Raw genomic sequence first — 12,846 nt, 5'->3', positions numbered from 1 at the left:
CGCCTCGGGAGGTGCGTACGGCTCAGTCCTTGATCTCGCAGATCGCGGCGCCGGAGGTGAGGGACGCGCCGACCTCGGCCGACAGGCCCTTGATGGTGCCGGACTTGTGGGCGTTGAGCGGCTGTTCCATCTTCATGGCCTCCAGGACGACGACCAGGTCGCCCTCCTTGACCTCCTGGCCCTCCTCGACCGCGATCTTCACGATCGTGCCCTGCATCGGCGAGGCGAGGGTGTCGCCGGAGGCGACGGGACCGGACTTCTTCGCCGCGCGCCGCTTGGGCTTGGCACCCGCCGCGAGGCCGGTGCGGGCCAGCGACATGCCGAGCGAGGACGGCAGCGAGACCTCCAGGCGCTTGCCGCCCACCTCGACGACGACCGTCTCCCGGCCCGTCTCCTCGTCCGCGTCCACGTCGGCGGGCGCGGCGAAGGGCTTGATCTCGTTGACGAACTCGGTCTCGATCCAGCGGGTGTGGACCGTGAACGGGTCCTGGCTGCCGGTGAGTTCGGGGGCGAACGCCGGGTCCTTGACGACCGCGCGGTGGAACGGGATGGCCGTGGCCATGCCCTCGACCTGGAACTCCTCCAAGGCGCGCGCGGCCCGCTGAAGGGCCTCCTTGCGGGTGCGGCCGGTGACGATCAGCTTGGCCAGCAGGGAGTCCCAGGCGGGGCCGATGACCGAGCCGGACTCCACGCCCGCGTCCAGCCGGACACCGGGCCCGGACGGCGCCTCGAAGGCGGTGACGGTGCCGGGCGCCGGGAGGAAGTTGCGGCCCGGGTCCTCGCCGTTGATGCGGAACTCGAAGGAGTGCCCGCGCAGCACCGGGTCGCCGTAGCCGAGCTCCTCGCCGTCGGCGATCCGGAACATCTCGCGCACCAGGTCGATGCCGGCGACCTCCTCGGTGACCGGGTGCTCCACCTGCAGACGGGTGTTGACCTCCAGGAAGGAGATCGTGCCGTCCATGCCCACCAGGAACTCCACCGTGCCGGCGCCGACGTAGCCGGCCTCCTTCAGGATGGCCTTGGAGGAGGAGTACAGCTCCGCCATCTGCGCCTCGGACAGGAACGGCGCCGGGGCCTCCTCGACCAGCTTCTGGTGCCGGCGCTGCAGCGAGCAGTCACGGGTCGACACCACGACGACATTGCCGTGGGTGTCGGCCAGGCACTGGGTCTCCACGTGCCGCGGCTTGTCCAGGTAGCGCTCGACGAAGCACTCGCCCCGCCCGAACGCGGCGACGGCCTCACGGACCGCCGAGTCGTACAGCTCCGGCACCTCTTCGAGGGTCCGGGCGACCTTCAGGCCACGGCCACCGCCACCGAAGGCGGCCTTGATCGCGATCGGCAGACCGTGCTGCTCGGCGAAGGCGACGACCTCCTCGGCACCGGAGACCGGGTCGGGCGTACCGGCGACCAGCGGCGCACCGGCGCGCTGGGCGATGTGACGGGCGGCGACCTTGTCCCCGAGATCCCGGATCGCCTGCGGCGGCGGGCCGATCCAGATCAGGTCCGCGTCGAGAACCGCCTGAGCGAACTCGGCGTTCTCGGAGAGGAAGCCGTAGCCGGGATGGATGGCGTCCGCCCCCGACTCGCGCGCCGCCTTCAAGACCTTGTCGATGTCCAGGTAACTGGTGGCCGGAGTGTCACCGCCCAGCGCGAACGCCTCATCCGCGGCGCGGACATGCAGAGCGTCCCGGTCGGGGTCGGCGTATACGGCCACGCTCGCGATACCGGCGTCCCGGCATGCCCGGGCCACGCGGACAGCGATTTCGCCACGGTTGGCGATGAGCACCTTGCGCACGATTGAGGCTCCCTCCTTGAAACAAGCCGAGTTTAGGGACTGCCGACACGGCACTTCGACCCGTCCCCAATGGTGAGCTTGCCCACACGGAGCGTGATTCGAGGCTCGCTCGACCCGCGAAATCCCTTGTCGCACCGCCGTACGCAGGACTCCTCGGGGAAACCCTAGCCCTCGGGTGTGGTCAAGGTCTCTGTGAAGGCGTGCTGCGGCCCACTCTGTTTCTTTGTGGAGTCCCTACGAATGGCCCAATGATTCTTTGCCACTCCCAGAACCCTTGTCCCGAGGTTTACCCGTTAGTAGCGTTCGATCTCCTGAACGTACTTGCAGTAACCGCAGTCCTGCTAGGACGGCGCTGGAGCGCTCGGAAGTGGGTGGGGACCGGTGGTGCGCAGACCGGTGGCATGGGTGGTGGCGGTCGTCCTGTTCGCCGAGGCGCTCGGCATCGCGGCGGTGCAGTGGTTCCTGGGCGTCGTGGTCGACCGCCAGGACATGTCCCTGGCGGGCCTCGACCCGGACGTGATGTCGGTGTCCTCGAAGATCGGCGGACTCCTCTTCGGTCTGTACTTCGCCCTGTGCGGCGTGGTCGCCCTGCTGGTGGCGCTGCGCGACCGCCCGGCGGCCGGCCTCGGCCGGATGCTGCTGATCAGCGCGGCGGTGGTGCACGGACTGCTCGGCGCGTTCGCCTGGGGACTGCTCGGCTGGGCCGAGTTCCTCTTCATGGTCGTGGTGCTGGGGCTGATCGTGCTGCTGCTGATGACCTACGACAGCCTGGCGGAGCCCGCCGACGCCGTGCCCGGCGGGGAGGGCGCGCCGCCCGTCACCGGTCCGCCGGCGCCCACAACTCCGTGATCCCCACGCCCAGTTCGGCCAGCAGGCGGCGCAGCAGGGGCAGGCTGAGGCCGATGACGTTGCCGTGGTCGCCGTCGATGCCGTCGATGAACGGGGCCGAGCGGCCGTCCAGGGTGAACGCCCCGGCGACGTAGAGGGGTTCGCCCGAGGCGACGTACGCGGCGACCTCCTCGTCGGTGGGCTCGCCGAACCGGACGACAGTGGACGCGGTGGCGGAGGCGTACCGTCCGCTCGCGGTGTCCCAGACGCAGTGCCCGGTCTGCAGGGTGCCCGCCCGGCCGCGCATCGCCTTCCAGCGGGCGGTCGCCTCCTCGGCGTCGGCGGGCTTGCCGAGGGCCTGTCCGTCCAGGTCGAGGACCGAGTCGCAGCCGATCACCAGCGCGCCCATGACCTCCGGCCGGGCCGCCACGACGGAGGCCTTCGCCTCGGCCAGGGCGAGCGCCAGCTCGGCGGGGGTGGGTGCGGTGACGGCGTCCTCGTCGACGCCGCTCACGATGACCTCGGGGTCCAGGCCGGCCTGGCGCAGGAGGTTCAGTCGGGCGGGGGACTGGGAGGCGAGCACGAGCCGGCGGCGGGGGTGATCGGTCATGTGGTTCAGCGTAGACCGGTGACCAGCATCGCGAGCACCATGGCCAACGCCATGAGAACACCCAGTCTGCGGAGCATGCGTTGCATGTCGCGCAGTTCCTCGGGGGGCTCATCCTCGGGGTCGGACCACAACATGCTCCCAGCGTGCGGCGTGGCCGTCCCGGGCGCCTGAGTACGCGTACTCAAATCGGCGCCCGGGGTTCCACTTCTCCGCGCCGCTCAGGGGGTTCAGCCCGGCCAGTACGTCCGTGCCCATGTCGTCGGCCCCGGCTGCGGCAGCCGGTGGGCCGCGACCCTCGCCGGGTCGGACCACGCGGCGCCCGGCTGGTCCGCGCCGGACGGCTCGGCCACCGCCGCCGCGGCGCGGGCGCGGACCACCGCCAGGGCGGCGGCCAGCTCCTCGGGTGTGGGGTTGCCCCGCAAGACCTTGATCGTCACAGCGGCTCCTTAGCGGTCCTCAGAGGGGGATGTTGCCGTGCTTCTTCGGCGGCAGGGACGCCCGCTTGGTGCGCAGCTGACGCAGCCCGCGCACGATGTGCCGACGGGTCTCCGACGGCATGATCACGGCGTCGACGTAGCCGCGCTCGGCCGCGACGTAGGGGTTGAGGAGGGTGTCCTCGTACTCCTGGATCAGCCGGGCGCGCACCGCCTCCAGATCTTCGCCGTTCACCTCGGCCTCGGCGATCGTCCTGCGGTGCAGGATGTTCACCGCGCCCTGCGCGCCCATCACCGCGATCTGCGCCGTCGGCCAGGCCAGGTTCAGGTCGGCGCCCAGGTGCTTGGAGCCCATGACGTCGTAGGCGCCGCCGAAGGCCTTGCGGGTGATGACGGTGATCAGCGGGACCGTCGCCTCGGCGTAGGCGTAGATCAGCTTGGCGCCCCGCCTGATGATGCCGGTGTGCTCCTGGTCCACGCCCGGCAGGAAGCCGGGCACGTCCACGAAGGTGAGAACCGGGACGTTGAACGCGTCGCACGTGCGCACGAACCGCGCGGCTTTCTCGGACGCGTCGATGTCCAGGCAGCCCGCGAACTGCATCGGCTGGTTGGCGACGATCCCGACCGGCCGGCCCTCCACCCGCCCGAACCCGGTGAGGATGTTCGGCGCGAACAGCGGCTGCGTCTCGAAGAACTCGGCGTCGTCCAGGACATGCTCGATCACCGTGTGCATGTCGTACGGCTGGTTCGCGCTGTCCGGCACGATCACGTCCAGCTCGCGGTCCTCGTCGGTGAGTTCGAGGTCCGCCTCCTCCGGGAACGCCGGCGGCTCGGAGAGGTTGTTGGACGGCAGGTACGACAGCAGCTGCTTGACGTACTCGATGGCGTCCTTCTCGTCCCCGGCCATGTGATGGGCCACGCCCGAGGCGGAGTTGTGGGTCCGCGCGCCGCCCAGCTCCTCGAAGCCGACGTCCTCACCGGTGACGGTCTTGATGACGTCCGGACCGGTGATGAACATGTGCGAGGTCTGGTCGACCATGACCGTGAAGTCGGTGATGGCCGGCGAGTACACCGCGCCGCCCGCGCACGGCCCGACGACCAGGCTGATCTGCGGGATGACGCCCGAGGCGTGGGTGTTGCGGCGGAAGATCTCGCCGTAGGCGCCCAGCGACGCGACACCCTCCTGGATGCGGGCGCCGCCGGAGTCGTTGATGCCGATGACCGGGCAGCCGGTCTTCAGCGCGAAGTCCATCACCTTGACGATCTTCTGGCCGTAGACCTCGCCCAGCGCACCGCCGAAGACGGTGAAGTCCTGCGAGAACACCGCGACCGGGCGGCCGTCGACGGTGCCGTACCCGGTGACGACGCCGTCGCCGTAGGGGCGGTTGTGCTCCAGCCCGAAATTGCTGGAGCGGTGCCGGGCGAATTCGTCCAGCTCGACGAACGAGCCTTCGTCCAGGAGGAGTTCGACCCGTTCACGGGCCGTCAGCTTGCCCTTGGCGTGCTGCTTCTCCACGGCACGTGCGGAGCCGGCGTGCGTCGCTTCCTCGATGCGGCGCTGAAGATCCGCGAGCTTGCCCGCGGTGGTGTGGATGTCGATCTGCTCTTCCGGCTCGGACATCGGGATCGCGGCTCCCTGCCTGCTCAAAAGGGGGGACGGTTACTCATCCGTAGAGTAGTGGTGCGTCTACCGATCGGCAGTGCGGCGTTTGCCACACCTAGGGTGGCTTGCATGACGCCGCGCGATGCATCAGACGACAGCCGCTGGTCCGACCTGGAACGCCCCCCGCTCAACGCCGTGGCGCTGCGCCGGGCGCTGGTCCGTGACGGCGGCCTCTACCGCGAGCTGGAGGTGGTCCAGCGCACCGGGTCCACCAACTCCGACCTGGTGGCGCTGGCCGCGAAGGGCACGGCCGAGGAGGGCGCGGTCCTGGTCGCGGAGGAGCAGACGGCGGCCCGGGGCCGCCTGGACCGGCAGTGGACGGCACCGGCCCGCTCGGGGCTGTTCTTCTCCGTCCTGCTGAAGCCGGCCCAGGTGCCGGTCGAGCGGTGGGGCTGGCTGCCGCTGCTCACCGGCGTGGCGGTGGCGACGGGGCTGTCGCGGGCGGCCGGGGTCGACACGGCACTCAAGTGGCCGAACGACCTGCTGGTGACCGTGGGCGGCGCCGAGCGCAAGGCCGGAGGCATCCTCGCGGAGCGGGCCGGGGACGACGGGGTGGTGATGGGCGTCGGCATCAACGTCACCCTCAAGGAGGAGGAGCTCCCGGTGCCCCAGGCGGGGTCGCTGGCGCTGGCCGGGGCGGTGAGCACGGACCGGGACACCTTGCTGCGGGCGGTGCTGCGGTCGCTGGAGGACTGGTACGGGCGGTGGCGGTCGGCCGGGGGCGACCCCGCGGCGAGCGGCCTCCAGGAGACGTACGCGGCGGGCTGCGCGACGCTCGGCCGGGTGGTGCGGGCGGAGCTGCCCGGGGACCGGTCGATCGTCGGGGAGGCGGTGGCCGTGGACGGGGACGGACGCCTGGTGATCGCGACGGAGGAGGGCGTGCAGGAGCCGGTGGGGGCGGGGGACATCGTGCACCTGCGGCCGGCGTGAGCGATGGCTCCGCGGGCCCGACGCCGAATACCGGAAAGGGACGCGATCAGGAAACCCTCTGCCCCGCTTAACGGAGTGAGCTGGCGCACACCTGCCGTAGAGTTGGGGCCGGTCGATACCTGACCGCGGCAGATCGGAAGGGCAGCAGGCGTGACCGTCGACGACACGGGCTCCGGCATGGACCCCCACGCCGCCGACCCCGGCGAAGATCCACTCGCCCTGCGTCTCGAGCAGCTCATCCTCGGCGCGGAGCGGCGCTACACCCCTTTCCAGGCCGCCCGCAGCGCCGGTGTCTCCATGGAGCTGGCCTCCCGCTTCTGGCGGGCCATGGGCTTCGCCGACATCGGCCAGGCCAAGGCGCTGACCGAGGCCGACGTGCTGGCGCTCAGGCGCCTCGCCGGTCTCGTCGAGGCGGGACTGCTGAGCGAGGCCATGGCCGTCCAGGTGGCCAGGTCCACCGGGCAGACCACCGCCCGGCTCGCCGAGTGGCAGATCGACTCCTTCCTGGAGGGCCTGACCGAACCCCCCGAGCCGGGCATGACCCGCACGGAGGTCACCTACCCCCTGGTCGAGCTGCTCCTGCCCGAGCTGGAGGAGTTCATCGTCTACGTCTGGCGCCGCCAGCTCGCCGCCGCCACCGGCCGGGTCGTGCAGGCCGCCGACGACGAGGAGATGGTCGACCGGCGCCTCGCCGTCGGCTTCGCCGACCTCGTGGGTTTCACCCGCCTGACCCGGCGGATGGAGGAGGAGGAGCTCGGCGAACTCGTCGAGGCCTTCGAGACCACCGCCGCCGACCTGGTCGCCGCGCGGGGCGGACGGCTCATCAAGACGCTCGGCGACGAGGTGCTGTACTCCGCCGACGACGCGGGCGTCGCCGCCGAGATCGCGCTGCGGCTCATCGAGACCATGGCGAACGACGAGACCATGCCGGAGCTGCGGGTCGGCATCGCCTTCGGCACGGTCACCACTCGTATGGGCGATGTCTTCGGTACGACCGTGAACCTCGCCTCCCGGCTGACGTCGATAGCTCCTCGGGACGCCGTCCTCGTCGACAGCGCCTTCGCGCAGGAGCTGATCCGGACCGGGGAGGCGCCGGCCTCCGAGGCGGAGGCGGCGGAGGCCGCTGCCGCCGCCGAGAAGGAGGGCGAGGAGCCGCCGACGTACCGGTTCGCGCTGCAGCCGATGTGGCAGCGGCCCGTGCGTGGCCTTGGTGTGGTCGAGCCGTGGTTGCTTACCCGGCGGGACGTGACGCCGTCGTAGGGGTCAGTCGTCGTGCTCGGTCGGCGGGTGCAGAGTCGATGTGGCGGCGGCCGGTGCGTGGCCTTGGTGTGGTCGAGCCGTGGCTGCTTACCCGGCGGGATGCGACGCCGTCGTAGGGGTCAGTCGTCGTGCTCGGTCGGCGGGTGCAGAGTCGATGTGGCGGCGGCCGGTGCGTGGCCTTGGTGTGGTCGAGCCGTGGCTGCTCACCTGGCGGGACGTGACGCCGACTTAGGGGTCAGTGCTCGCGCTCGGTCAGCGGGTGTCGATGTGGCGGTGGCCCGTGCGTGGCCTTGGTGTGGTCGAGCCGTGGTTGCTTACCCGGCGGGATGCGATGCCGTCGTAGGGGTCAGTGCTCGCGCTCGGGCAGCGGGTCCACGCACAGTCCGATGACCGGCAGGCACACGCCCGGCCGGTCGGTGGGGCCGGGCGTCGGCTCGGGGGCCGGTGTGTGCGCGGGTCGGCTGGGGGCGGCGGGCTGTGGCGCCGGGTGGGTCGTCGCGGGCGGCTGCGGCGCGTCGGTTCTCGGGGCCTCGGGAATGGTCGTGGCCGGGTCCAGCGGAGCCTGCGGGGGCGGGGGTGCTGTCGGCGCCGGGTTCGTCGGTGCTGGGCTCGGGGGTGCCGTGGGGGTCGGTGCGCCCGGGCCGCCCAGCACCGTGGTCGCGGAGGGGCTGACCCGCGGGAGCGGGCCCACCGCCGCGGCGGCGTTCGTGGCGTGGTCGGTGGCCGGGGCCCCGTCCCCGCCCGGCCAGGGTTCCGCCTCCGGTGCGTCCAGGCCGCCGAGACCCGACTCGGGGGTCAGCCTTACGAGGCTCAGGGCGCCGGCCGCCAGGGCGAGGCCCCCCGCGGCGAGCAGGACCTTGCGGGGACGGGGGCGGCGGTGCCGGCCACGGGAGCCGAAGAGCCGGACCGGGGCACCGGTCTCCGGCTCCGGCACGGCCTGTGCCGCCGACGATTCCGTCACCGCCCTCACACTCCCTCCCCGCTGCGCCATGGCGGACGCACGCTATGCGCTCGGCGGACCAGGCGGAGCGGTTTGTGGGGATGTCACCCGAACGGGATGCCTTCCCCGGAGGGGGATCGGGCTGCGATGATCGGGGCGGTTGTTGTTAACCCGCGTTAACCGGAGGGTGTCATGAGCGAGGAGCGGTACGGGGAGTTCGTGCTGGTACGGCGGCACGGGGACGGTGGGCATGTCGCGGAGCTGGCCCTGGACCGGCCGAAGGCCATGAACGCCGTGTCCACGCAGATGGCACGGTCCGTCGGCGAGGCGTGCGCCGCGCTGGGGGCGGACCCGGGCGTACGGGTGGTGGTGCTGACCTCGACGCATGAGCGGGCGTTCTGCGTCGGGGCCGATCTGAAGGAGCGGAACTCCTTCAGTGACGCGGATCTGGTGCGGCAGCGGCCGGTGGCCCGGGGTGCGTACACCGGGGTGCTGGAGCTGCCGGTGCCGACGATCGCGGCGGTGCACGGGTTCGCCCTGGGGGGCGGCTTCGAGCTGGCGCTCTCCTGTGACCTGATCGTGGCGGACTCGACCGCGGTGGTGGGGCTGCCGGAGGTGTCGGTCGGGGTGATCCCGGGCGGTGGCGGTACGCAGCTGCTGCCGCGGCGGGTCGGGGCGGCCCGGGCGGCCGAACTGATCTTCACGGCGCGGCGGGTGGAGGCCGTGCAGGCACGGGAGCTGGGGTTGGTGGACCAGCTGGTGGAGGAGGGGCGGGACCGGGAGGAGGCGCTGACCCTGGCCGGCCGGATCGCGGGGAACTCCCCGGTGGGCCTGCGGGCCGCCAAGCGGGCGCTACGGCTCGGACAGGGGCTGGACCTGCGGGCCGGCCTCGAGGTCGAGGACGCGGCCTGGCGAGCGGTGGCGTTCTCGGGCGACCGCGCGGAGGGAGTGGCCGCCTTCAACGAGAAGCGAAAGCCGGAGTGGCCGGGGGAGTGAGGGGGCGGGGGCCTGCGCGGCCAGGGGCGTGACGGGGCGGGGCCTGCCGGGCCCCGGGGCGTGAAGGGGTAGGCCTGCCTGGCCGGGGGCGGCGGGGTGTGGTTTCGGTGGGGCGGAAATCCGGCGGGCCGGGTGGACTGGTGGGGTTTGGGCGAGGGGCGGGGCCTGCCTGGGCCGGGGCTTGAACGGGCGGGGCCCGCCTGGCTCCGGGGTGTGAAGGGGTGGGGGCCTGCCGGTCTCGGGGTGTGAAGGGGTCGGCGCCTGCCTGGAGAGTGGCGGGGTGTGGTTTCGGCGGGGGCGGAAATCAGGCTGGGCGGCGGGACTGGCGGGGTTTCGGCGAGGGGCGTGGCCTGCCTGGCTCGGGGTGTGGAGGGTGGCGCCGCGAGCGACCCCCGCCCCCCGGCCCCGACCAGCCGGTCTGAAACCTCCACCGATCCCGCACTCCGCGACTCCCCGCCCAGGCGACTCCCGGCCCCATCACCCCCGGGGCCAGGCGGCCCCCACGCGGCCCCCGGTGGTGACACCTGTTCGCCGTATCAATGTCCCTAATTGTCGTGAACCTCCCTAGCCTGGGGTGATGGGTGAGGACAACCGGCTCGCGGCCGTCGTGGGGCTGGCGCAGGGGATGGCGGCGGCGCACAGCTCGCGCGAGGCGTGGCGGGCCGCCGCGAGCGGGGCCTGCCGTGCGCTCGGCGGGAGCTTCGCCGCGCTGTCCGTCTGGGAGCGGGAGCTGGGGCGGTTGCGGGTGCTGGTGAACGTGGGGGACCGGGCGCCCGACGAGGAGGAGTTCCCCGAGCGGGAGGCCTACCCCGTCCACCAGTTCCCCGAGATCACCGAGTTCCTGCACGAACGCTGGGCCGGGGGCGGTGAGCCCAACGCCTGGGTGGAGACGGCGGAGGGGCCGGCCGCGGGGCGGCGCCCGGGATATGTGCATCAGCGCGTGGCCGCTCTACGGCGCCGGGGCCGCGGCTGCTGCGTCGTCGCACCGATCGTGCTGCACGGCAGGGCGTGGGGCGAGCTCTATGTCGCCCGTCCCACCGGCGCCCCGCTCTTCGGGCGGGAGGACGCCGACTTCGCCACCGTCCTCGCCGCGGTCGTGGCCGCCGGGATCGCCCAGGCGGAACGGCTGGAGGAGGCCCGGCGGCTGGCGTACACCGACGCGCTCACCGGTCTCGCCAACCGCCGGGCCGTGGACGGACGCCTGGACGAGGCCATCGACCGGCACCGTGCGGAGGGTGTCGTCGTCAGCCTCGTCGTCTGCGATCTGAACGGGCTCAAGCGCGTCAACGACACCCGCGGGCACGCCGTGGGCGACCGGCTGCTGGAACGGTTCGGCTCGGTGCTCTCCCTGTGCGGCGCCATGCTCCCCGGCGCGTTGGCCGCCCGCCTCGGCGGTGACGAGTTCTGTCTGCTCGCGGTCGGCCCGTCCGCCGACGAGGTCGTGCGCACCGCCGACGAACTGTGCCGTCGCGCGGCCGAGCTGGAGCTGGGCGACGGAGTGGCCTGCGGCGTCGCCTCCACCGCCGACCCCATCGGTCCCGTCGTCTCGGCCCGCCGCCTCTTCCGGCTGGCCGACGCCGCCCAGTACCAGGCCAAGGCCATGCGGGCCACCAAGCCGGTGGTGGCGGGCCGGGAGGGCCCCGACGACCCCGTCGTCCGGCTCGCCGACTCGCCCTCCACCGAACCCCCCGCCGGGGAACGCCGTCGCTTCCGGGGCCGCCGCGACGTGACCGATCGGTAAGGGGCGAACCCGGCCCCCACTGGTGACATCCGGGAATTCACTGCGTACGCTCCTGAATATGGATATGCACACTGTGGTGGTGGGGACGTCCGGGGCGACCGCGTCCGACGTGCTCGCGGTGGCGCGCGACGGCGCCCGCGTCGAACTGAGCCAGGAGGCCGTGGCCGCTCTTGCCGCGGCCCGGGAGATCGTGGACGCCCTCGCGGCCAAGCCCGAGCCCGTCTACGGCGTCTCCACCGGCTTCGGCGCCCTGGCGACCCGGCACATCAGCCAGGAGCTGCGCGCTCAGCTCCAGCGCAACATCGTCCGCTCACACGCCGCCGGCATGGGCCCGCGCGTGGAGCGCGAGGTCGTGCGGGCCCTGATGTTCCTGCGACTGAAGACCGTCTGCTCGGGGCACACCGGCGTGCGGCCCGAGGTCGCGCAGTCCATGGCCGACCTGCTCAACGCCGGCATCACGCCGGTCGTCCACGAGTACGGCTCCCTCGGCTGTTCCGGCGACCTCGCCCCGCTCTCCCACTGCGCCCTCGCGCTCATGGGCGAGGGCGACGCCGAGGGCCCGGACGGCACCGTACGCCCCGCCGCCGAGCTGCTCGCGGAGCACGGCATCGCCCCCGTCGTCCTGCGCGAGAAGGAGGGTCTCGCCCTGCTCAACGGCACCGACGGCATGCTCGGCATGCTGGTCATGGCGCTGGCCGATCTGGAGAGGCTGTACAAGTCCGCCGACATCACCGCGGCCCTCTCCCTCGAAGCGCTGCTCGGGACCGACAAGGTGCTCGCGCCCGAGCTGCACGCCATCCGCCCCCACCCGGGGCAGGGCGCCTCCGCCGCCAACATGCTCGCCGTACTGAAGGACTCCCAGCTCACCGGGCACCACCAGGACGACGCCCCGCGGGTGCAGGACGCCTACTCCGTGCGGTGCGCTCCGCAGGTCGCCGGTGCCGGGCGGGACACCCTGGCCCATGCCCGGCTGGTCGCCGAGCGGGAGCTGGCCTCCGCCGTGGACAACCCCGTCGTCCTTCCGGACGGCAGGGTGGAGTCCAATGGCAACTTCCACGGGGCGCCGGTCGCCTACGTGCTCGACTTCCTCGCCATCGCCGCCGCCGACCTCGCCTCCATCGCCGAGCGGCGCACCGACCGGCTCCTGGACAAGAACCGCAGCCACGGCCTGCCGCCGTTTCTCGCCGACGACGCCGGCGTCGACTCGGGGCTGATGATCGCGCAGTACACGCAGGCGGCTCTGGTGAGCGAGATGAAGCGGCTCGCGGTGCCCGCGTCCGCCGACTCGATCCCCTCCTCCGCCATGCAGGAGGACCACGTCTCCATGGGGTGGTCGGCCGCGCGGAAGCTGCGTACCGCCGTCGACAACCTCACGCGGGTCGTCGCGATCGAGCTGTACGCGGCCACCCGGGGCGTCGAACTGCGGGAGGGGCTCACCCCCGCGCCCGCCACCCGGGCCGTCATCGAGGCCGTACGGAAGGCCGGGGTCCAGGGGCCGGGGCCGGACCGTTTCCTGGCGCCGGATCTCGCGGCGGCGGACGCCTTCGTACGCGACGGGCGGCTGGTCGCGGCCGTGGAGAGCGTCACCGGGCCGCTGCGGTAGCGGACAGCACGAAGCCCCCGCCGTACGCGCGTACGGCGGGGGCTCT

The 12,846-nt window shown here is 72.7% G+C and carries 12 protein-coding genes; 6 read left to right on the top strand and 6 right to left on the bottom strand.

Translation table 11 applies throughout. From position 1 onward, the window contains the following. Nucleotides 1-22: 22 nt before the first annotated feature. Nucleotides 23-1,795, bottom strand: a complete 1,773-nt coding sequence (locus tag ACFYW5_RS03415) for an acetyl/propionyl/methylcrotonyl-CoA carboxylase subunit alpha (protein WP_389415245.1) — start codon at nt 1,793-1,795, stop codon at nt 23-25. Between the two features lie 381 nt (nt 1,796-2,176). On the opposite strand from ACFYW5_RS03415, the gene ACFYW5_RS03410 reads away from it, so the two are divergent. Then, entirely contained in the window at nt 2,177-2,644 is a 468-nt protein-coding gene (locus ACFYW5_RS03410; protein WP_389415244.1) for a hypothetical protein, read from the top strand. Here ACFYW5_RS03410 and ACFYW5_RS03405 read toward each other — a convergent pair. From ACFYW5_RS03405 to ACFYW5_RS03390, 4 genes are all read right to left on the bottom strand, one after another. Then, entirely contained in the window at nt 2,613-3,233 is a 621-nt protein-coding gene (locus ACFYW5_RS03405; protein ID WP_389415243.1) for a nucleoside triphosphate pyrophosphatase, read from the bottom strand. The two genes, ACFYW5_RS03410 and ACFYW5_RS03405, sit on opposite strands and share 32 nt — an antisense overlap. A gap of 5 nt (nt 3,234-3,238) precedes the next feature. Next, a complete protein-coding gene (gene mmpB / locus ACFYW5_RS03400; RefSeq protein ID WP_383319438.1) occupies nt 3,239-3,367 on the bottom strand; it encodes a morphogenic membrane protein MmpB in 129 nt (42 codons plus the stop codon). A gap of 93 nt (nt 3,368-3,460) precedes the next feature. Continuing rightward, entirely contained in the window at nt 3,461-3,670 is a 210-nt protein-coding gene (locus ACFYW5_RS03395) for an acyl-CoA carboxylase epsilon subunit (RefSeq protein ID WP_389415242.1), read from the bottom strand. Between the two features lie 19 nt (nt 3,671-3,689). Continuing rightward, entirely contained in the window at nt 3,690-5,288 is a 1,599-nt protein-coding gene (locus ACFYW5_RS03390) for an acyl-CoA carboxylase subunit beta (RefSeq protein WP_389415241.1), read from the bottom strand. Nucleotides 5,289-5,399: 111 nt separating this feature from the next. On the opposite strand from ACFYW5_RS03390, the gene ACFYW5_RS03385 reads away from it, so the two are divergent. Together ACFYW5_RS03385 and ACFYW5_RS03380 are read left to right on the top strand one after the other, a co-directional pair. Beyond that, nucleotides 5,400-6,260 carry a biotin--[acetyl-CoA-carboxylase] ligase gene (locus ACFYW5_RS03385; RefSeq protein ID WP_389415240.1) on the top strand — a complete coding sequence of 287 codons (861 nt, stop codon included), beginning with the start codon at nt 5,400-5,402 and terminating at the stop codon, nt 6,258-6,260. A gap of 150 nt (nt 6,261-6,410) precedes the next feature. After that, on the top strand, nt 6,411-7,520 hold the full coding sequence (locus ACFYW5_RS03380) for an adenylate/guanylate cyclase domain-containing protein (protein ID WP_389415239.1): 1,110 nt from the start codon (nt 6,411-6,413) through the stop codon (nt 7,518-7,520). Between the two features lie 346 nt (nt 7,521-7,866). Here the strand turns inward: ACFYW5_RS03380 and ACFYW5_RS03375 are convergent, their stop codons facing one another. Next, nucleotides 7,867-8,481, bottom strand: coding sequence for a hypothetical protein (locus ACFYW5_RS03375; protein ID WP_389415238.1), 615 nt, complete (start codon nt 8,479-8,481; stop codon nt 7,867-7,869). A gap of 171 nt (nt 8,482-8,652) precedes the next feature. On the opposite strand from ACFYW5_RS03375, the gene ACFYW5_RS03370 reads away from it, so the two are divergent. The 3 genes from ACFYW5_RS03370 (at nt 8,653) to hutH (ending at nt 12,800) form a co-directional block, all read left to right on the top strand. Continuing rightward, complete coding sequence (locus ACFYW5_RS03370; protein WP_389415237.1) at nt 8,653-9,456, top strand: enoyl-CoA hydratase/isomerase family protein; 804 nt, start codon at nt 8,653-8,655, stop codon at nt 9,454-9,456. A gap of 577 nt (nt 9,457-10,033) precedes the next feature. Then, nucleotides 10,034-11,197, top strand: coding sequence for a diguanylate cyclase domain-containing protein (locus tag ACFYW5_RS03365; protein ID WP_389415236.1), 1,164 nt, complete (start codon nt 10,034-10,036; stop codon nt 11,195-11,197). Nucleotides 11,198-11,261: 64 nt separating this feature from the next. Next, entirely contained in the window at nt 11,262-12,800 is a 1,539-nt protein-coding gene (gene hutH / locus ACFYW5_RS03360; protein WP_389415627.1) for a histidine ammonia-lyase, read from the top strand. Nucleotides 12,801-12,846 lie beyond the last annotated feature (46 nt).

This window comes from Streptomyces sp. NPDC002779 (assembly GCF_042888685.1).
GTDB lineage: Bacteria > Actinomycetota > Actinomycetes > Streptomycetales > Streptomycetaceae > Streptomyces.
Note: the sequence above shows the minus strand (reverse complement) of the source record. Positions and strands in the feature narration are given on the sequence as shown.